The sequence below is a fragment of the Polaribacter sp. Hel1_33_78 genome (assembly GCF_900106075.1).
GTDB lineage: Bacteria > Bacteroidota > Bacteroidia > Flavobacteriales > Flavobacteriaceae > Polaribacter.
In genome coordinates, this window is sequence record NZ_LT629794.1 from 3,129,647 (window position 1) to 3,150,972 (window position 21,326).

Sequence of the window (21,326 nt, forward strand, 5' to 3'; positions counted from 1 at the left end):
TTTTTGTTTTTACAATTATATTTTATCTAAAACCAAAATCCTAAATTAAACAACAAGTAATTTTTATTTGTGTCTGGAGACCAACTATATTTAATTTCGACTGGGCCAATTAAACTATTATAACTGTAACCAAAAGCGTAGCCAGATTTAATGTCTGTAAAATCATCCATGTTTTTAAAAACATTGCTGTCTAAACGGCCATAATTGGCAATAAAAGTTACGTAATTATTGTCTGAAAGAGCATATTTGAAGCTTAATTCTGATTTAAAAAAAGAAGTCTCAGATAATTCTGCAAAATCATAACCATAAAAAGATATAAAAGTGTTTATGTAATTTTTGTTGTAACCACCTAAATAAAAATCAAAGACATCTGATGGTGTTTTGTTTAATGTAAAACCGGCTTCATTTGTTACTTGAAATGTAAGTTTATCTCCAAAACTTGTTGCAAAACCTAAAGTTCCTTTTCCTTGTAAAAAGGGTGTAAACTCTTCATTAGATCCTGACGATGCTCCGTACCACTTTGCATTTAAGTCTGCATGATATCCTTTTGTAGGAAAAATCTTATCATCATAAGTGTCTAACTTTAAATATCCAAAAGCGTTAAAATAATTACTATTATCAAAAATAGTTGCCTCATTGTTCGATGTGTATGTTTCTGTAGTTGCTTTTATATGCTTATGTTCCAATCCAAAACCCAAAGCAAACTTTCTATCGAAAGTAGTTTGCACAAAAAACTGATTTGTATTGTCTTTATATTCTAAGTTAATATTACCGACATTCGGAACCGCAGAAACTATGGAGTTAAATTTAGAATTTGCTCTAAAATGATTATACCTAGATCTTATACCGTAACTTAAATAAAAGCCATTGTCTACAAAATAATTTAGATTATATCTTAAATTATCTCCCAAAATCAAGTCTAAAGAAAATAAATCATTATTTACTAATAAATGCTTTTGACTGTAGTTCGCCAAAATTCCAGATTTATATAAAGCATCATAATGAATCCCTAACTTTAGATTCGCATTTTCTTTAGATTCTATTAAAAAAAAGTTTAGTTTATAAGAATTATCTTCCTTTTTAATAAAATTATACCGTATTCTATCATAATTTTTTGTTGCAGATAGCAAATAAATTCTTTTCGTAATTTCCTTTCTAGAAACGCTATCCCCTGCTCTAATTTTTAATTTACCTAAAACAAACGCTCTCGTATAATTTTTAAAACCCTTAACATCAATTTCGGAAACAAAATGTTTTTTATTAACGAGTTCTATCTTTTTCCTCTTCTTTTTTTGCTTTTGTTTTACCCCTATTGCTTTAAAAACGGTAGTAAATTTTGCTGCTTCTTCTATTCCATATTGCAGAATTTCTACTTTTTTATCAAAATCTACTACCTTATACTTAGACACTTTTGGATGAATATAAACATCTAACCTTTCTTTTTCCCTTTTGGTTACATCGTACATTTTATAACTACTAATCTGACTCATAATAGAAATAACAGAGTTGAGTTCTTCCTTTTGATACAGTTTTCCTTCTACATCCACACCAATAACAATATCTATTCCTTTAGATTTCATTAAACTAACCGGAAAATTATTTGCAATTCCTCCATCAACCAATAATTTATTATCTAAAACAACCGGATTTAATAACGTTGGGAAAGAGCCACTTGCTCTTAAAGCCAATGGTAAAGAACCTTTTTCTAATAACACAAGAGCCCCGGTTTCAACATTTGTTGCAATACAAAAAAAAGGTGTTGGAAGCTTGCTAAAATCGTCAATCCCTTCTATAGGCTCTAACAATTCTAATAAAAAATTTAAAATATTCTGACCTTTAGAAACTGCCTTTGGCAAAGCAATAGTGCCATTTATAACTGGAAGTGTAATTGCTGTTTTCTCACCAAATTCTTTTTCGAAAAATGTTTCTGAATTTCTTGGCAACTCATCCCTTAACATGGAGATAAAGTCTGTCTCTAAGGCTATCTTCTCTATTTGTTCTCCTGAATATCCTGCAGCATACAACCCTCCAATAATTGCACCCATACTGGTGCCTCCAATATAATCAATATGAACGCCTGCCTTGTCAATCTCCTTTAAAACGCCTATATGTGCAAAGCCCTTTGCGCCTCCTCCGCTTAAAACTAAACCCACTTTTGGTTGTTTTTCTTGACTATAGCAAACTGCTGAAATCAATAAAAAAAAGATCACTAAAAATTTTTTCATTTTTTTAAAGGATGGAAATATTCATATACCTTTATCGCCCTTACGTTTCCTATTACTTCTATCAACTCTTCTTTCGAAGCTTCTTTAACACGTTTCGCCGACTTAAATTTACGCAATAAAGTTGTAATAGTTTGGGTACCTATATCAGGGATTTGCTCTAACTCAGATTTTATGGCACTTTTACTACGTTTATTTCTATGAAAAGTAATACCAAATCTATGTGCTTCGTTTCTTAAATACTGTGTAATTTTTAACGTTTCAGATTTTTTATCCAGATATAAAGGAATAGGATCATCAGGGTAATAAATTTCTTCCAACCGTTTTGCAATTCCAATAATAGCAATTTTTCCTCGCAAACCTAAAATATCTAGACTTTTTAAGCCCGATGATAACTGTCCTTTTCCTCCATCAACAATAATTAATTGAGGTAATGATGCTCCTTCAGCTAATAAGCGTTTGTATCTTCTATACACCACTTCTTCCATAGATGCAAAATCATCTGGCCCCTCTACTGTTTTTATATTGTAATGTCTGTATTCCTTTTTACTAGGTTTTCCATCTCTAAAAACAACACAAGCAGCCACAGGATGTGTGCCTTGAATATTCGAATTATCAAAACATTCTATATGCCTTGGATCTTCAGAAAGGCGTAAATCTTTTTTCATCTGCGCCATTATTCTTTTCACATGTCTGTCTGGATCAACAATTTTTATTTGTTTAAATTGCTCCTGTCTATAATATTTAGCATTTCGCTCAGAAAGTTCTACAATGCGTTTTTTATCACCTAATTTAGGAATAGTTACTTTTACACTTTCACCCAAATTAACTTTAAAGGGTACATAAATTTCTGGCGCCTGCGAGTTGAATCGTTGCCTTATTTCTACAATAAACAGTTCCAATAATTCTGTATCTGTTTCATCTAATTTTTTCTTGATTTCTGTTGTGTGTGATTGAATAATTGATCCATTTGAAATCTTTAGAAAATTTGCATAACCATGAGTATCATCAGAAATAATAGAAAACACATCAACATTATTTATTGATGGATTTATAATGGTGCTTTTTGACTGATAGTTACTTAATAAATTCAGTTTTTCCTTAATTTTCTGGGCTTCTTCAAACTCCATTTTCTCAGCAAAACTGATCATCATTTCTTGAAATTTTTCTAAACTTTCTTTAAAATTTCCTTTGATGATGTTCCTTATTTCTTTGATAGAATCATTATAATTTGCCTCGGTTTCTAGCGCCTCACAAGCACCTTTACAATTTTTTAAATGATATTCTAAACAAACTTTGTATTTACCCTCATTAATACTTTTGTGGCTTAAATCATAATTACAAGTCCTCAGTGAATACAACTCTTTTATCAAATCTAACAGCACTCTTACGGTTCTTACAGAAGTATAAGGACCAAAATATTCTGAACCATCTTTGATAACTCTTCTGGTTGCAAAAATCCTTGGAAAACGTTCTTTTTTGATACAAATCCAAGGGTAACTTTTATCGTCTTTTAAGAGAACATTGTAACGTGGTTTGTATTTTTTAATTAAATTATTTTCAAGTAAAAGTGCATCTGTTTCCGTATTTACAACAATATGTTTTATACCTACAATCTTTTTTACTAAAACTCTAGTTTTACCATTTTCATGGTTTTTATTGAAGTAAGAAGCAACTCTTTTTTTTAGGTTTTTAGCTTTACCAACATAAATAATTATATCATCTTTATCAAAATACTGATAAACTCCAGGTTCATTTGGTAAGGTTTTAACTTGAAGCTCTAAAGATACAGACATGCTCAAAAATAATGCTTTTAAAGAGATAAACTAGTCAATTCGCTAATTGAATTCAGCTAAAAAAAAGGAAGTTTGTATGTCTACCACTTGCCATCCATAAATAGTCGATAATTGATGAATTTTAGAAATCTCTTCGAGAAAACGAACTTTTGCTTATTTCTTTTAATGCTAAAATTTAGCAATGAAAAAACCAACTAAAAAACTAAAATACACCTTGAAATGCGTATTTAAAAAGAGGTTTATATTATACAATAGATTTAACTCAAGCTATTGAAAAATACTACAACCTTGTAAAGAATTTAAATAAATTCTAATTTTATTTCTTATGCTCCTCTGTAAATTCTTTCACATCCTTTTCTTCTTTTGGAAAAGCGTGTTTGCTAAAAATAAAAAGTAAAGCAACACCAATGGTTATATAAGAATCAGCTGGATTAAAAATATACTGAAAAAAAGTAAATAGATCTCCTCCTACAAAAGGAATCCAATCTGGCAGATTTCCTGTCCAAATAGGAAAATAGAACATATCTACTACTTTTCCATAGAAAAGATTTCCATAAGGTTCATCAGCAAAAAGAGTTGCTACTTTATAGTCAGAATCGTCAAAAATAACTCCGTAAAAAACAGAATCTATAATGTTACCGACTGCACCAGAAAAAATAAGTGAAATACCAACAATAACGGCATTATGAACCTTTCGTTTTATATTACCCATTAGCCAGAATATAATTGCAGAAACTGCAACTAATCTAAATAGGGTTAAAAAAAGTTTTCCAGTTTTTCCACCAAATTCAAAACCCATTGCCATTCCATTATTTTCTACAAAATGAATTTTAAACCAATCAAAAATTAAAACTTCTTCTCCCAAAATAAAGTTTGTTTTTATATAGATTTTTAGTACTTGATCTAAAATTATTGTAAATAATACAGTAAGAATTGCCAGGTTCTTTTTGGACATTTTTTTTGAATTTGTGTTCACAAAAATAACAATATTATTGTGTTTATTTAGTAGTTAAGAAAATATTAGCTTTTATTGTTGTTATAGAAAATTCTTTTTGATTTTTTTCTAATTTCTTTTGATAGGTTTTTTCATGAAAGCGCTCATCAATTTTTATTTTACCAACCTTAGAAATAATATTAATATTTGAATTTTCAAGAACCCCATAGATACTTCCTTCATACAATTTTATTGATGTATTTGCTTTAACCTGATTTAGTTTTACAATTCCTTTTTCAATAAAAATGGATAAATCCCCTAAATAATCTCTCGATTCTATGTTAATACTCTCTCCAAAAATAGTTACCCTTTTCCCTTTCGGAATTTTTACAATTACAGAAGCTCTGTGCAATCTTTCAGTAATAAATTTTCTAAAAACAGTTTCTTCTTTTTGTATTTTATGCATTTTAAATTCAACTTGTAAAAAATCATTCTTAACGTCGAAAAGAATATGCTGTTCATGAGGATTTTCTGCAAACAAGGTGATTTCTATAAAACCTGAAGTTGAGTTTTCTAATACAAAATCGTCTAAACCAATTGTTGAAATTTCTATTTCACTAAATTCGGTTTCAATTTTTTTTATGACTTTTTTTTGCGATAAAATCGCAGATGAAAATACTAAAAATAAAATGATCAAATTATTTTTCATTGAACAAAAAAAGCTTCTTTACAGAAGCTTTTAGAATATTATAATATCATAAAACTATTATTGTTTACGTTTCGCCTCTATACTTAATGTAGCATGAGGCACTAATCTTAAACGTTCTTTTTGAATTAACTTACCTGTAACTCTACAAACACCATAAGTACCGTTTTCAATTCGTAACAATGCGTTATTTAAGTCTCTAATAAACTTTTCTTGTCTAATTGCTAACTGCACATTTGCTTCTTTGTTCATTACTTCAGAGCCTTCGTCAAAAGATTTAAACGATGGAGACGTATCGTCTGTTCCATTGTCTGCATCATTCTTATATGCTGCTTTTAACAAATCCAAATCTTCTTGTGATCTTGCTATCTTTTTCTGAATTATTACCTTAAACTCTTCCAAGTCTTCTTGCGAATATTTTAGTTTCACGTCTGACATAAACTTTACATTTTTTCGATTAATATTTTACTTTTAATGGTATCAAATTCAATTTCTGTACCGTTATTTAATTCATCCACAAAAACCAATTCTTTAGTTAATGTTTCACTCATTATATACGCTTTATTTTCTGTGATAGATTTTTGAAGGTTTTCAAAATTTAGCACAGTTAATTTAATTGTATCCGTTACTTCTAAACCTGAGTCTTTACGTGCATTCTGGATTCTATTTACTAATTCTCTAGCAATACCTTCTTTACGCAAACCTTCCGTTATCGTTACATCTAAAGCGACTGTTAACAAACCTTCATTTGCAACTAACCAACCTTCTATGTCTTTAGATGATATCTCTACATCTGAGAGTTCTAAAATAATATTTTTTCCATTAATATCAAGAATAATATTTTTATCTTTTTCAATTTTGTTAATATCTTCTTGACTGAATTTTTGAACTTCGACGGCTATTAAACGCATATCTTTTCCAAACTTTGGTCCTAATGTTTTAAAATTCGGTTTAATTTGTTTGATTAAAATATCTGAAGCATCGTCTAAAATCTGAATTTCTTTAATATTTACTTCATGCTTAATTAAGTCTGCAACTGCTAAAATTTCTTCCTTTTGTTGAGGGTTATCAACAGGTATCATGATTTTTTGCAATGGCTGACGCACTTTAATTTTCTCTTTAGCTCTTAACGATAATACTAATGAAGATATTGTTTGTGCATTACCCATTTTACGCTGCAAAGAGGCATCAATAAAGCTAGCATCCGAAACTGGAAAATCTGATAAATGAATACTTTCTGATATTTCTTTACCCGAAACAGAATTTAAATCTTGATACAATTTATCCATAAAAAACGGTGCAATTGGCGCACCTAATTTCGCAATTGTATTCATACAAGTATACAATGTTTGATATGCAGAAATTTTATCCGTTTGATAATCTCCTTTCCAAAAACGCCTTCTACTTAAACGTACATACCAATTACTTAAATAATCTTGTGTAAAATCTGATATTGCTCTCGCAGCTCTAGTTGGTTCATATTCCGCATAAAATTTATCAACTTTATTGATTAAAGTATGCAACTCAGATAAAATCCATCGATCTATTTCTGGTCTTTTTTCTAAAGGAATATCTGCTTCTTTGTAGCAAAAACCATCAATATTTGTATATAAGGTGAAGAAAGAATAGGTGTTATATAAAGTTCCGAAAAACTTACGTTTTACCTCTTCAATTCCGTCTAAGTCAAATTTTAAATTATCCCAAGGATTTGCATTTGAAATCATATACCAACGAGTTGCATCTGGACCATACGTTGATAGCGTTGTAAAAGGGTCTGTTGCATTTCCTAAACGCTTAGACATTTTATGCCCTTTTTTGTCGAGAACTAAACCATTAGAAACTACGTTTTTATAAGCAACGGAATCAAAAACCATTGTAGAAATTGCATGTAACGTATAAAACCAACCTCTAGTTTGGTCTACTCCTTCTGCAATAAAATCTGCTGGAAAAGATTCATTTCCATCAATTTTTTCTTTATTCTCAAACGGATAGTGCCATTGCGCATAAGGCATAGAACCAGAGTCAAACCATACATCAATTAAATCGCTTTCGCGTTTCATTGGCTGTCCAGTGGCAGAAACCAACACAATTTCATCTACAATATTTTTATGTAAATCTATTTTCGCGTAATTTTCTTCTGAGTTATTATCAACTTCAAAATCTTCAAAAATATCTTTTGCTAAAACTCCAGCTGCAACAGCTTTTGCCATTTTTTGCTTTAATTCTTTTACAGAACCAATACAAATTTCTTCTTTACCATCTTCTGTTCTCCAAATTGGTAAAGGAATACCCCAATATCTTGAACGAGATAAATTCCAGTCATTTGCATTCGCCAACCAATTTCCAAAACGTCCAGTTCCCGTAGATTCTGGCTTCCAGTTAATTGTTTTATTTAACTCATGCATTCTATCTTTTACATCCGTTACTTTGATAAACCAAGAATCTAACGGATAATATAATATTGGCTTATCTGTTCTCCAACAATTAGGATAACTGTGCTTATATTTTTCGACCTTAAAAGCTTTGTTTTCTATTTTTAATTTTATTGCCAGCTCAACATCAATAGATTTTTCTGGAGCTTCACCATCCTTATAATATTCATTCTTTACATATTTACCAGCAAATTCACCCATCTCTGGTCTGAATTTTCCTTGTAAATCTACTAAGGGAACTAAATTATCATTCTCATCTTTCACCAACATTGGCGGAATTTCTGGTGTTGCTTGTTTTGCAACGATAGCATCATCTGCTCCAAAAGTTGGTGCTGTATGCACAATTCCTGTTCCATCTTCTGTAGTTACAAAATCTCCTAAAATTACTCTAAATGCATCTTGAGGATTATCATTTGGCAAACAGTAATCTAAAATTTGTTCGTATTTAATATTAACTAAATCTTTCCCAATAAATTCTTTGACAATATAAAAAGGAATTTTTTTATCCCCAGAATTGTAATTGTTTAATTCTTCTGAAGTTTCAACTTCAACATTATTTTTACCTCCAAATTGTTTGCCAACTAGTTTTTTAGCTAAAATTACTTTCGTAGGCTCAAAAGTATATTGATTAAAAGTATCTACTAAAACATATTCAATTTTTGGGCCTACAGTTAATGCCGTATTACTCGGCAATGTCCAAGGAGTTGTCGTCCATGCTAAAAAATAAATGGTTCCCTCGTTTTGTAAAAAGTCTGGGAGCGTACTTTCTACAACTTTAAATTGTGCAACAACAGTTGTATCAGTTACATCTTGGTAAGTACCTGGTTGATTTAATTCATGAGAACTTAAACCTGTCCCTGCTTTTGGAGAATATGGCTGAATGGTATACCCTTTGTAAATTAATTCTTTATTATAAATCTGCTTTAATAACCACCAAACAGACTCCATATATTTCGGTTCGTAAGTAATATAAGGATCTTCCATATCTACCCAATACCCCATTTTCTGGGTTAAATCGTTCCAAATATCTGTGTAACGCATTACTGCTTCTCTACAAGCTGCATTATAATCTTCTACAGAAATTTTCGTACCAATATCTTCCTTAGTAATTCCTAGCTCTTTCTCAACACCTAATTCTATTGGCAAACCATGCGTATCCCATCCAGCTTTTCGCTTTACTTGGTATCCTTTCATCGTCTTGTAACGCGGAAAAATATCTTTAATAGCTCTTGCTAAAACATGGTGAACACCAGGTAGACCGTTTGCCGAAGGTGGGCCTTCAAAAAATACAAATGGTGTTGCATTTTCTCTTGAAGATACACTCTTTTCGAAGATGTTGTTTTCTTGCCAATAATTAAGAATTTCTTCTGCAACTTTTGGTAAGTCAAGTCCTTTATATTCAGGAAATTTAGCTTTCATTTTCTGTCATTTCTAATAAGATTGCGAAATTAAGGATTTTCTTGAAAACAGCGGCTTTTAGACGCAAAAAAAAGGATTGATTACATTCCTCTTTCATTTTTTATTTTTTCATAAGCAGATTGTATGCTTTGAAACTTTTCATTTGCACCCTTTAAATGCTCTTCTCCCAAACCTTGTAATTTATCTGGGTGGTATTTTTTTACCATTTTTCGATAAGCTTTTTTTACCTCATCATCAGTTGATGATTTTGTAATTTCCAAAATCTTATAAGAACTTTCTGAAGAATCATAAAACATAGCTTTAATCGACTCAAAATCTCTTGGATTAATGTATAAATAACCTGCTATTTTTCTAATATCTTCTACTTCTGATAAAGAAACAAAATCATCTGCTTTTGCAATACCAAATAAGAAGTGCACTAATTGTAAACGAGAAGCATGAGGCATGTGTTCTCGAACTTGAATACAAACTTGCCTTGCCGAAACTTCTTTTTTTATAATCCCGTTAAAAAGTTTAAAAGCACTATTTGCCCTTTCTTTTCCATACATACTAACAAATTGACTTCTAACAAAGTTCAATTCTCTTTGGTCTATTTTTCCATCTGATTTTATAACAATTGATGCCAACACAAGAAGACTCATCTCAAAATCTCCAGATTGAGTATCTGAGTTCATGCCCCCTTTACTAACTCTGCGTTGATACTCTTTTTGCGCTTCGGTTAAATCCTCTTCAGAAAACCCATCAACAAAACTACCAATTGCAAAACCTATTGCAGCACCAATTGGACCTCCTAAACTAAAGCCTAAACCTGCACCTAACCATTTGGTAAAACTTCCCATATACTATTTTAATTTTGTCACAAATATAAGGAAACAACGTTATTTTTATGAAAAGATTATCATATCAATTCTATTTATAGATCTATTGAAATAAGCTTTGAATTACATCTTGAATTTTGATTGAATTATTCTTATATTTGTAGCTTAAATTTATGAATATTATGTATCCAGAAGAATTAGTAAAACCAATGCGTGATGAGTTAATTAACGCTGGTTTTGAAGCATTATATACAGGTGAAGATGTTGAAAACGCATTGTCTAAAGAAGGAACAACTTTAGTAATGGTAAACTCTGTTTGTGGCTGTGCTGCAGGTACTGCAAGACCAGGGGCAATTGCCTCTCTTGGAGCTGAAAAAACACCTACAAACTTAACCACTGTTTTTGCTGGTGTAGAAAAAGAATCTACTCAAAAAGCAAGAGAACATATGATTCCTTTCCCTCCTTCATCGCCTGCAATTGCCTTATTTAAGGATGGCAATTTAGTGCACATGTTAGAGCGTCATCATATTGAAGGTAGATCTGCGCAAATGATTGCTCAGAATTTAGCACAAGCTTACGAAGAGTTTTGTTAAAAGAACATTATAAATCCTTTCCAAAAGAAAGAACCTTAAAATCCATTCTATTTTGAATGGATTTTTTATTTTTATAAAAAATCCAAGATATGGCCTCGGTATTATCGACACACACCAATAAAAAACTGAAAAAGAAATTAAAATCACAAAAAACTATTGCAATTATTCAAGCTATCGTTGTTGTTTTAATGATAGTTTTTCTCCGGTTTTCTATCTTAGAAAAAAGTATTTCTTTTCAAACTTTTTTACCTTTATTCTTTGCCCCTATATTTTTTGTAATGCTTTTTAAAGTTAAAAAAATTAAAAAGGAACTCGCCTCAAGAAAGTAATATGAATCAAAAAAAAGTAATTGAAAACACCATTAAATTTGTTAAAAAAGAATTAGAACATGCTGAAGGCGGCCATGATTGGTTTCATGTAGAGCGAGTTTTTAAAAACACGATTTTAATTTCTAAAGAAGAAAAGGTAGATGTTTTTGTCATTTCATTAGCGGCCCTTTTACACGATATTGCGGACCCAAAATTCTATGATGGTGATGAAACTATTGGCCCTAAAAAAGCTAGTAAATTTCTCATAACTCAAAAAGTAAATACAAAAACGATTAATCATGTTATAAAAATCATACAGCACATTTCTTATAAGAATTCTTTGGAAAAGGATGTTGAAAAGTTCATGTCTAAAGAGCTGGAGGTAGTGCAAGACGCAGACCGCTTAGACGCCATTGGGGCTATTGGAATTGCGCGTTGCTTTAATTTTGGAGGCTTTAAAAATAGAGCACTTTACAATCCTGAAATTGCACCAAATTTAAATATGAGTAAAGAAGAATACAAACAGTCAACTGCACCAACTATTAACCATTTTTACGAAAAACTATTATTATTAAAAGACAAAATGAATACCCTTTCTGGCAAGCGAATTGCTTCAGAAAGACATCAATTTATGCAAGAATATTTAAAACAGTTTTATAGCGAATGGAATGGAAAACTCTAATTTTAACTTTCTATTGCTACTTCTAATGCTGTAATTTTATATTCTAAAACAGCTAATTCTTCTCCGAATTCAACAATTTGTTCTACCGTTAAATCTTTGCTTGAATTCACAAAATCTCTCATTTCTTTACTTTTAAAAGTATAATATTCTAATGCTTTTTCAATCTTGTTTTCTAATATAATTTCCATAATCTACTGAATTAAATCTTTCATTTCACTTCTATAAATAGAAGCACTTTTACCTGTAAACTCTTTAAATAACTTGTTAAAATGTGAAAAGTTATTAAAGCCACACTCAAAACTTATATTTGTAATACTCATATTACTCTCTGCTAATAATTTGGTAGCATGCACAACTCTATATTCATTAACTAATTTTGTAAACGTTTTTCCTGTAGATTTTTTAAAATACCTACAGAATGCTGGCACAGTCATACTTACAAGATTAGAAACCTCATCTAAAGTTATATGTTCCTTAAAGTTATCATTAATATGGCTATAAATGATTTCTATCTTATTACTGTCTTGTGATATAGCCTCGAAAGCAAAACCATTTGCATTTAATAATGTATAATCGTTTGTAGTTGCTAAATCATTTAAGATCTCTATAAAAGATGTTATTCTATTTGCTCCTTCTAAATCTATTAATTTTTCAATTTTAGCGCCAATTCTTTGTTTAATTTCAATATTAAATCGTACTCCTTTTTTAGCACGTTCAAAAAGAGTAGCGATAGCTGCCATTTCTGGGATTTTAAAAAAATCTTTTCCTAAAAAATCTGGCAGAAACTGTATCAAAGTTTCAGAACCATTTGTTGTTAAACGATCTATATAACCAATATGCGGCAAATTAGAACCTATGAGCACTAATTGACTATTATTAAAATAACTTATATGATTCCCTATATGTCTTTTTCCTTTTCCTTTATTAACATATACCAATTCTATTTCTGGATGAAAATGCCAAAAGGGTGTATTTGTCTTTAAAAACTCTAAATGCTTTTTCACTAATAAAGAAGCACCAAAATTGGGGGTAATTTTTTCAAGTGTTGGTTTTTTCAGTATCATATTACAAAAATACAATACATAAAAGAGATTATCTATATAAAATTATCAATTTTATATGCTTAATTAACTTTACATAAAGTTAACATGAGATAATTTGTTAATTTAGAACATAAAATTACCAATTGTGTTGTTTTTATATGATAGTTCTTCCTATAACTTTGTAGTATAAAATTAAAATTATGTTAAACAAGGAAGGAATTTTATTTACAACAGTAATTGTGTTTTTTGCAATCCTTTATTTAGTTCAATTAATAACAATAGGTTTTTTTATAACACAAAGTCAAAAAAAGAAATAATTATTAAAATACAATATGATGAAAACAATAAAAACAAAAGTACTAGTAGTCGTTTTTTTACTAGGAACATTCGTAAACTTCGCAAACAGAGCAGATGTAAGCAACGTATTAAATACTAAAAACATTAAACTGGTATTTAATGAAGTGAAAAAAGGACATTTACTCACCATTAAAGACAAGGATGGAACAATTATTCGTTCCGAAACTGTCTCTAAGCCGGGATTACTAGCTAAAGTGTTTGATTTATCCTCTTTGAGTGATGGTACTTACACTATTGAATTAAATAAAGATTTTGAAATTATTGTAAAAACTTTAGAAGTTAAAAACAGAACCGTAATTTTTAATGAAAATTCTAAAATAGTAATTTTTAAACCAGTCATTAGAAATGAAGAAAATATCCTAATGATATCTAAAATTGCTTTTGATAAAAAGCCTTCAAAAATTTCATTATATTATAATGATGAAATTATTTACTCAGAAACTATTAAGAGTGAAGTGATTTTAAACAGAGTATACAAATTAGATAAAGAAGAAAAAGGTGACTATAAAGTTGTTATGTATAATAATAAAAGAAGTTACGTTCACAACTTTAAAATTTAAGTACTAATTAACTTATACATTGGAAATTTTAATTTAATTCAAAAACGAGCCAATTATGACTCGTTTTTTTTTATCATTCTAAGCTCCAGGAAAATTAGGCTTTCTCTTTTCCAGAAATGCAGTTGTTCCTTCTTTAAAATCTTCAGTACCAAAACAATTGCCAAACTCTTTGATTTCTGTATCAAAACCATTTGTACCATCTTCAAAATTAGCATTTACAGCTTTAATCGCTCCAGAAATTGCAACGGATGAATTTCGCATAATTTTACTAGCAATCTTTTCTGCTGTAGGCAATAATGTTTCTTGAGTTGTTACATGATTTACCAAACCACAGCTCAATGCATCTTCAGCCGAAATCATACCAGCAGTCATAATTAATTCCATTGCCTTTCCTTTACCCACTAATTGCGGTAAGCGCTGCGTGCCCCCATAACCAGGAATTACCCCCAAAGAAACTTCTGGCAATCCCATCTTTGCATTGTCCGACGCGATTCTAAAATGACAAGCCATTGCCAATTCTAAACCACCTCCTAGAGCAAAACCATTGACAGCAGCAATAACTGGTTTTGATAAACTTTCTATGAAATCGAACAACATCTCTTGCCCTTTTCTTGCCAAAGTTCCTCCTTCATTAACAGAAAAATGGGCGAATTCAGAAATATCTGCACCAGCTACAAAAGCTTTTTCTCCACTTCCTGTAAGTACAATTACTTTAATAGCTTCGTCATCTTCCAAAGCTTCAAAAGCATCACTTAACTCATGAATTGTTTCACTATTTAAAGCATTCAATTTTTCTGGCCTATTAATCGTTACTTTGGCTAAATTATTATTTTTCTCAACTAAGATATTATTGAATTTCATATCGTATCATTTAAAAACTAATTATTTTTATTCTTTTGGTAAAATTACGGTAAAAACAGTTCCTTTTCCTTCTTCTGATGTGAACGAAATAGTACCTTCATACGCTTCTATAATGTTTTTAATCATTGGCAAACCAAGCCCCATCCCACTTGATTTTGTCGTAAATTTTGGCTCAAAAATTAAATCTTTAACATTTTCAGCTATTCCTTTTCCATTATCAGAAACTGTTATTTTAATATGCTTTCCCTCTGATGAAACTGCAACATTAACAATAGGAGTTTCTGTCTTCTCTGCTGCCTGCATTCCATTTTTAACCAAGTTCGTTACAATTCGAATCAATTGAGTTTTATCTAAATTAGCAAACAACTCTTTGTCTTTTGCTAAATAGTTAATAGAATCCTCGTTAAAAATATCTAAAGCTAATTTTACAACACTAATCACCTCAACTCTCTCTCTTTTTTGCGTTGGCATTTTAGCAAAATCTGAAAATGCAGAAGCAATAGAACTCATTACATCTATCTGCTGAATTAAAGTCTTACTATATTCTGCTAATTTTTCTTTAATTTTTTCATCCTCTGGATTGAATTTTCGTTCAAAACTTTGAACAGATAAACGCATAGGAGTTAATGGGTTTTTGATTTCATGCGCCACCTGTTTTGCCATTTCTCTCCATGCTTGCTCACGCTCACTTCTTGCCAACTTTACAGCACTTTCTTCAAGTTGATCAATCATACTATTATATGCCTCTACTAGAACTTCAATTTCTGAACTTGCTGCATTTAAAATAATTTTTTCATTACGTTCGTTTAACCGCGTTTGTTGCATTTTATCTGAAATAGTCTGTATGGATCTTGTAATATAACTTGATAAAAAATAAGCTAAAGAAATCGCTATTAAAAACATAAATAGATATACTAAACCTAATCTCGAAATAAATTCTCTTAACTCTTTTTGTATTTCAGAATTATCTTGAGTAAATTGAATTTCTAAAATTCCTATTCGCTCTAATTTAGAATCCTTTATAAAAGAATAAGACGTTTGGTATCCTATACCTTTTCTCTCTCTACTTTTTAAAATTTTATGATTATCGTTTTTTACTAATTCTGTAACAACTCCCTGAGAAATTATTTTTGATTCAAACTCTTCAGAAATTCTTTTAATAGATGACTTTAAAAGATTACCGTTTAAATCATAAATAGCAATATCTAATTTATTGATCGAAGAGATTTCGTAGATCCGTTCTTGAAAAATTTTAGCTAAATTTTCTGTTTTTAAAGGATACTTTGTTTTGTTCGTCAGTTCTAAATCTATGGTTTTAATTGTAGCTGCTTCTTTTCGCTCAAAACGCTGGATGTTATAATCTTTTGTTTGCTCGTCATATTGATACACCGTAACTCCTAAAATTAAAACAGATGCTAATAACACCAATATAATCATGGATAAAAATATGCGAATTCTAAGGGATATATTTTTAAATATTTTCAAGAAAATTATTTTTATTATTAGTACCAATAAGCATTCCAAAAACAATAATTAAAAGAAAATTATTCGGTTTCCTCTTCCTTAAATTTTAGATGTACAAGATAGCCAAATTAAAAAGTGAAAGCAATATAGAAATCAAGATTTTACCAGGGGTAAAAACTTACTTCTAAATTTAAAAATAAGCGGAATTCCTCTCGCCAAAATCCACAATGTAAAAGCAATCCAAATGGCAACTAATTTATAATCTAACCAATCAAAAAACAAAAGTGTTGGAATAAAAACAAAACCCGTAGATAATATTAAAAGATTTCTCAAATATTTCATTTCACCCATCCCTTTAAACATTCCATCAAAAATAAAAGTGATTGCACTTATTGGCTGTGTTAAGATTACAATCCAAAAGACATGATAAAACTGCTCTAAAACCAACGGATCTTTTGTGAAAATTTGACCAATAAAGTCATAAAAAACGAATCCAAAAATAGCGATAATAATTCCAATAAAGAACCCATATTTCGCAAGTTTTATGCTTAATTTGACTAATGTTTTATAGTCTTTGGAGCCTAATAGTTTACCTGATAAAATATTTCCGGCACTGGAATACCCATCAATCATAAAAGCACCTAACAACCAAAGATTTAAACCAATTGTATAGGCTGCAATATATTCATTTCCATAACCTGTTGCATAAGCAGTGGCAAAATATAAGGCAATATTCAGAGCAATTGTTCTTATAAAAAGGTTACCAATCATGCCTAATAAATTTGGAATTTCTTCATGAAACGGTAAACTTATTTTTAATGAAATAGATGTTTTCTTTAGTAATAGAATCAATGCAATTAACGCCATTGTAACCTGCGCAATTAGACTTGCATAAGCTGCGCCTTCAATATTCATTGCAGGAATAAAACCTTCCACACCATAGACAAAAACAAGATCTAAAACAACATTTAATACTGCTCCAATGATCGCAATTATCATTGGATAATAAGTATTCTGTAACCCTCTAAAAGTTCCAAAAACTGCAAAAACGAAAAGTGAAAATGGAAATCCAAAAATTCTAATTTTAAAATAGGTAACACAAAAATCCAAAACGGTTCCTGAAGCATTGTAAAACTGAAAAATCTGTTTTGCAAACGGATAAGAAATTACCAAAACCAATAAACTTCCTGCAACAACAATCGCCATCGCTTGTGCAGGTAAACCTTCAATTTTACCTAATTTGTTGGCACCTACATATTGTGAAATTATAGAAGAAATTGCACTTCTAATCTGCCCAAAAACCCAAACTAACATGGAAATAAAAGCACCAACAATACCTACTGCGGCTAGGCTTTCTGTAGCATTTTCATCAATATTACCAATTATTGCAGTATCTGTGATAGATAACAAAGGTTCCGCTATACCTGCTATTAAAGCAGGAATTGCTAATTTATTAATATAATTAAAGCTAATATTGGTTTTCATTAAAAATATAATTTTAACAAAGGTACGTATCTAAAAAAATTGAAAAGCTATTACTTTCTTAAAAATGAGTAACTTTGTGGTCTAAAAAAAAATCTATCATGCAAAACATTTTAGTACCTATTGGATCTACAGAAAGTGCACAAAACAGCTTACAATATGCCATTGATTTTGCTTCAGAAATTGATGCAAAAATTTTAGTTTTTAGAGCTTATAGTGCGCAAACTAAAGCTGGAACCATCATAAATATTGATGATATTATTGCACGTGAAACCAATTTATACTTGCGAACAATAGTGAATTCTGTTGATAGAAAAAATGTAGATGTAAAATTGATCGCTGCAAAAGGTTCTGTAATAGATAGTGTGGAAGCTATTGACCATGATTTAGGTATAGATTTAATTATTGTAGGTGCAAAAAGCAATTCAATTAAAGAAGAAATTTTCTTAGGTAAAACTGTTGGAAGCCTTGTAAAGAAAACTAATTTACCAATACTAACAGTTCCAGAAGGTTACAAGTATAGTCCAGTTAAAAATATTTTAATGGCTTTTAAATCTGGCATTGTGAAAAGTAAAACAGCTTTAAAACCGCTTCAATTTATTATGAATAAATTTGACTCTGAAGTAAATTTATTATTGGTAAAAACAACTAATTATACGGATGAAGATTTAGTTTTAAATAAATCTTTAGAGGCATTAAAATCTTCATTAACTATTACCGAGAAAGCAACTACTTTTCAAGGAGTTTTAGAACATTTTCAAAAACATCAACCTGATTTGTTGTGTGTATTTAGGCGTAAAAGAGGATTCTTTCAAAAATTATGGGAAAAGAATACTATTTTAAAAGAAGAATTTCACTCTAGTGTTCCTCTATTAATTTTAAAAGGAAAAAATTAATACTTTAAATCTGCAGGTTCTATAAAATCGATTGCTGGATTATAAATTTCTCTGATATAACCTTTTATCTCTTCTAAAAATTGGTCTAATTTTTCTGGAGTAATCGTTGTCTCTGGACTTCTGTAATTTGACGAGAAATTAATCGCTAAAAACTCTTGGTTTAGATTTTTAAAAGAAAATATACCTCCTTTTAAATTTTTAGAACTATTATATTTTTTACTTTTGGTGTATAAAAATGCATACAACAAAACCTGAATCGCTTTGTATTGCTCTCTCTCTCTTAATTCTGCAAAATTTAATACTTTTAACTCAGAACTTTTCACCATCCCTGATTTATAATCTATAATTCTAATTTCACCGTTTAACTCATCAACTCTATCAACATTCCCATGAATTTTTACAGGAAAATCGATTCCTTCAATTTCAATTTTAGCCGATAAATTCTCTTCTGTAGCGATAATTTTTAGTTGATTATTTTGATCTTTTAATAACTTTTTTTCTTGTGCCAAAAAGTTCACAACAAATCTATTCGCAACCTCAAAAATTAAGCGATTTTTCCCTGTCCTCAAGTCACCATTTTTAAAATGAATTTTAAAATGTTTTACAACCAAATCTTTGGTTATTTTTTCCATTTCAGAAATGGCATCAACTGTTAAGAACTTCCCTATAAAGGGCTTGTAAAGCTCATCTAAAGTTTCGTGTACAACAGTTCCTAAGGTATTGTAAGCAACAGTTTCTTCAACATCATCAAATTCTTTTATCCTTAAAATTTTCTGTTTGTAAAATGCCATAGGGTTATACAGATAATTCGTTAAAGAGGAAGGAGAAAAACCGTTGTGAGCCAATTCTCTTAACCGATCAAACACCAAATTATTTTTAGAAATTTCTTTTAATTTAACTTTTTGAGCAAGCACTTTTGGAGATACAATTTTTTGAACAATATCCGTCCGCATCATCTCTAACTGGGTTACAAATCTACTTTTTTCTCCACTTCCAAAAACATCATGTTCTGTGTTATACAAAATAAAAATATTTTTTGCCCTTTGTAATAATCTAAAAAAATGATACGAAAAAATAGCGTCTTTCTCTCTATACGTTGGTAGACCAAATTCGATTTTTACATCAAAAGGAATAAAAGAATTTTGCTGACTACTTGCTGGCAACACCCCTTCGTTTGCAGATGCCAAAATAATGTTTTCAAAATCTAAAACACGGGTTTCTAGCATTCCCATTAATTGCAAACCTTTTAATGGCTCTCCCTGAAAAGACAAACTTTCTGAAGCTATTAATTGTTTAAAAAATTGAGAAAGTATTTTTAAATCTGTGAAATATTGAAATTCATTTTGTAGTGTTTTTAACTGAGTGAATACCGTGTAAAATCGAAATAAATATTCTTTTTCTAAAGCATCAACTTCTTCTTTTAATAAATTAATTAAATCTAAAACCCTATCAATAAAATTTATCACATTGTCAAAAGGTTTAAATAGATTTAAAACTACATTTTCGACTTCTGGAGTTTGATTTTCTAAAAATTTTGCAAGTCTATTTTCATTAATAAAAGTCTGATTTTCTTTTGCAATTTCCGATGTAAAAGCATCTACTGATGCTATTAAACCATAAATAGATTGATGCTTAAAAAAACGAATTATATCTTTATAATAAAACTGATTTACACTCTTTTTTTGTAATTTTTCTTGCGAAATAAACAACTGAAAAATTGAAAACAATAAATTTGTTGTGGGAATATCCTTTAATGGATAACCCATTGTAATATTAATTGCTTCAATGTTTTTCGGCAGTGAATTTAGTGTAATCGGCAACAAAGTTTCATCTGCTAGAACCAATGCTGTATTTTTAAAGTTGGTATTTTTTTCTAAAATTTCACCAATATATTTTATTTGTGTATTGTTCTTTGCTGCTCCAATAACCTCTATTTTCTTGGGGGCTAAAAATGTATTCCCTAAAGATTTAAGTTTCTTGTTTTCAAAATATTTCCACTCTTTCTTATACTTTCTAATAAATTTTCCTGCTTGATGAGTTGAATTAAAAAACGTTTCATCTATATCCCAATAAATTTCAGAATTTCCATTCTCTAATACTTTTTGGAACAGCAATTCTTCAGCCTTATTTAAAGCATTAAAACCAATAAAGAAGATTTTTTTATCTTCATTTTTATTTAAAAAGGTATCAATTTTTTTAAATGCCTCTCGATACATTAAACCTTGATAACCAATGTTTTCATCAATTAAAAATTGATAAAAGGCACTATAATATATGCTAAGTTTTTCTAGAAAAGAATAATGATCTTTTATCAATTCTGTTTCCTTAAACGTACCTTTTACAGACCATTTTCGTAAACGCTCAATATCTCTTAAATAAATAAAAATATCTGTTGGATTTATTAAATGTTGGTCAATTTCATTAAAATCTTGCAGTACCGTTAATGCCCAAGAAGAAAACGTGTCAAAAGAATCTGGATTTTTCTCTACACTTTTATAAATGGTATAAAAGTGAAATAATAATTGAATATTATCTGCTTTTTGAACTCCAGAAACTTGCTGGATAAACTGTTCTATATTTAACATTTCCGGCAAAAAACCAACAGAAATTTTATCTTTAAAGGTTTGTTTTACAAACACTTTCGCTCTTTGTGAAGGCAATACAAAAACAACATTTTGAAATGATTTTGTGGTTTGTAAAATATCATCTAATGTTTCAGAAATAAAAGATTGCATAGATTTTTTTTGATTTTC

At 29.8% G+C, this 21,326-nt stretch carries 17 protein-coding genes; 4 read left to right on the plus strand and 13 right to left on the minus strand.

Features of this window, described 5'->3' with window-relative positions; translation table 11 throughout:
- Positions 1-26: 26 nt before the first annotated feature.
- From BLT88_RS13625 to BLT88_RS13655, 7 genes are all read right to left on the minus strand, one after another.
- A complete protein-coding gene (locus BLT88_RS13625; protein WP_036782519.1) occupies positions 27-2,225 on the minus strand; it encodes a patatin-like phospholipase family protein in 2,199 nt (732 codons plus the stop codon).
- Positions 2,222-4,018, minus strand: a complete 1,797-nt coding sequence (gene uvrC, locus BLT88_RS13630; RefSeq protein WP_091955488.1) for an excinuclease ABC subunit UvrC — start codon at positions 4,016-4,018, stop codon at positions 2,222-2,224. The genes BLT88_RS13625 and uvrC overlap by 4 nt, the downstream gene beginning before the upstream one ends.
- Before the next feature lie 316 nt (positions 4,019-4,334).
- Entirely contained in the window at positions 4,335-4,973 is a 639-nt protein-coding gene (locus tag BLT88_RS13635) for a lipoprotein signal peptidase (protein WP_036782513.1), read from the minus strand.
- A 43-nt stretch (positions 4,974-5,016) separates the two neighbouring features.
- Positions 5,017-5,661, minus strand: coding sequence for a hypothetical protein (locus BLT88_RS13640; RefSeq protein ID WP_091955492.1), 645 nt, complete (start codon positions 5,659-5,661; stop codon positions 5,017-5,019).
- Positions 5,662-5,718: 57 nt separating this feature from the next.
- The gene (locus tag BLT88_RS13645) at positions 5,719-6,096 is read right to left on the minus strand and encodes a TraR/DksA C4-type zinc finger protein (protein ID WP_091955495.1); all 378 of its coding nucleotides are present in this window, start codon (positions 6,094-6,096) and stop codon (positions 5,719-5,721) included.
- A gap of 5 nt (positions 6,097-6,101) precedes the next feature.
- Complete coding sequence (gene ileS / locus BLT88_RS13650; RefSeq protein ID WP_091955498.1) at positions 6,102-9,509, minus strand: isoleucine--tRNA ligase; 3,408 nt, start codon at positions 9,507-9,509, stop codon at positions 6,102-6,104.
- An 80-nt stretch (positions 9,510-9,589) separates the two neighbouring features.
- The gene (locus BLT88_RS13655) at positions 9,590-10,348 is read right to left on the minus strand and encodes a TerB family tellurite resistance protein (RefSeq protein WP_036782501.1); all 759 of its coding nucleotides are present in this window, start codon (positions 10,346-10,348) and stop codon (positions 9,590-9,592) included.
- Between the two features lie 161 nt (positions 10,349-10,509).
- Between BLT88_RS13655 and BLT88_RS13660 the strand changes: the two genes are divergently transcribed.
- Positions 10,510-10,920, plus strand: coding sequence for a BrxA/BrxB family bacilliredoxin (locus BLT88_RS13660; protein ID WP_036782498.1), 411 nt, complete (start codon positions 10,510-10,512; stop codon positions 10,918-10,920).
- Positions 10,921-11,250: 330 nt separating this feature from the next.
- A complete protein-coding gene (locus BLT88_RS13670; protein ID WP_091955504.1) occupies positions 11,251-11,910 on the plus strand; it encodes an HD domain-containing protein in 660 nt (219 codons plus the stop codon).
- A gap of 2 nt (positions 11,911-11,912) precedes the next feature.
- Here BLT88_RS13670 and BLT88_RS13675 read toward each other — a convergent pair whose 3' ends face one another.
- Together BLT88_RS13675 and BLT88_RS13680 are read right to left on the minus strand one after the other, a co-directional pair.
- Entirely contained in the window at positions 11,913-12,098 is a 186-nt protein-coding gene (locus BLT88_RS13675) for a hypothetical protein (protein ID WP_036782492.1), read from the minus strand.
- Positions 12,099-12,101: 3 nt separating this feature from the next.
- A complete protein-coding gene (locus tag BLT88_RS13680) occupies positions 12,102-12,974 on the minus strand; it encodes an AraC family transcriptional regulator (protein WP_091955507.1) in 873 nt (290 codons plus the stop codon).
- Positions 12,975-13,288: 314 nt separating this feature from the next.
- On the opposite strand from BLT88_RS13680, the gene BLT88_RS13685 reads away from it, so the two are divergent.
- Positions 13,289-13,870 carry a hypothetical protein gene (locus tag BLT88_RS13685; RefSeq protein ID WP_091955509.1) on the plus strand — a complete coding sequence of 194 codons (582 nt, stop codon included), beginning with the start codon at positions 13,289-13,291 and terminating at the stop codon, positions 13,868-13,870.
- Positions 13,871-13,948: 78 nt separating this feature from the next.
- On the opposite strand, the gene BLT88_RS13690 is transcribed toward BLT88_RS13685, so the two are convergent.
- The 3 genes from BLT88_RS13690 to BLT88_RS13700 all read right to left on the minus strand — a co-directional run bounded on the left by BLT88_RS13690 (position 13,949) and on the right by BLT88_RS13700 (position 17,680).
- Positions 13,949-14,731: an enoyl-CoA hydratase/isomerase family protein gene (locus tag BLT88_RS13690; RefSeq protein ID WP_091955512.1), complete on the minus strand. Its 783-nt coding sequence runs from the start codon at positions 14,729-14,731 to the stop codon at positions 13,949-13,951.
- Between the two features lie 27 nt (positions 14,732-14,758).
- Positions 14,759-16,168 (minus strand): PAS domain-containing sensor histidine kinase, encoded by a 1,410-nt coding sequence (locus BLT88_RS13695; RefSeq protein ID WP_091955513.1) that lies wholly within the window; start codon positions 16,166-16,168, stop codon positions 14,759-14,761.
- Positions 16,169-16,348: 180 nt separating this feature from the next.
- A complete protein-coding gene (locus BLT88_RS13700) occupies positions 16,349-17,680 on the minus strand; it encodes an MATE family efflux transporter (protein ID WP_091955516.1) in 1,332 nt (443 codons plus the stop codon).
- A 98-nt stretch (positions 17,681-17,778) separates the two neighbouring features.
- On the opposite strand from BLT88_RS13700, the gene BLT88_RS13705 reads away from it, so the two are divergent.
- Positions 17,779-18,573, plus strand: a complete 795-nt coding sequence (locus BLT88_RS13705; protein ID WP_091955517.1) for a universal stress protein — start codon at positions 17,779-17,781, stop codon at positions 18,571-18,573.
- Here the strand turns inward: BLT88_RS13705 and BLT88_RS13710 are convergent.
- A complete protein-coding gene (locus BLT88_RS13710; RefSeq protein WP_091955520.1) occupies positions 18,570-21,308 on the minus strand; it encodes a PD-(D/E)XK nuclease family protein in 2,739 nt (912 codons plus the stop codon). The genes BLT88_RS13705 and BLT88_RS13710 overlap by 4 nt on opposite strands.
- Between the last annotated feature and the right edge of the window lie 18 nt (positions 21,309-21,326).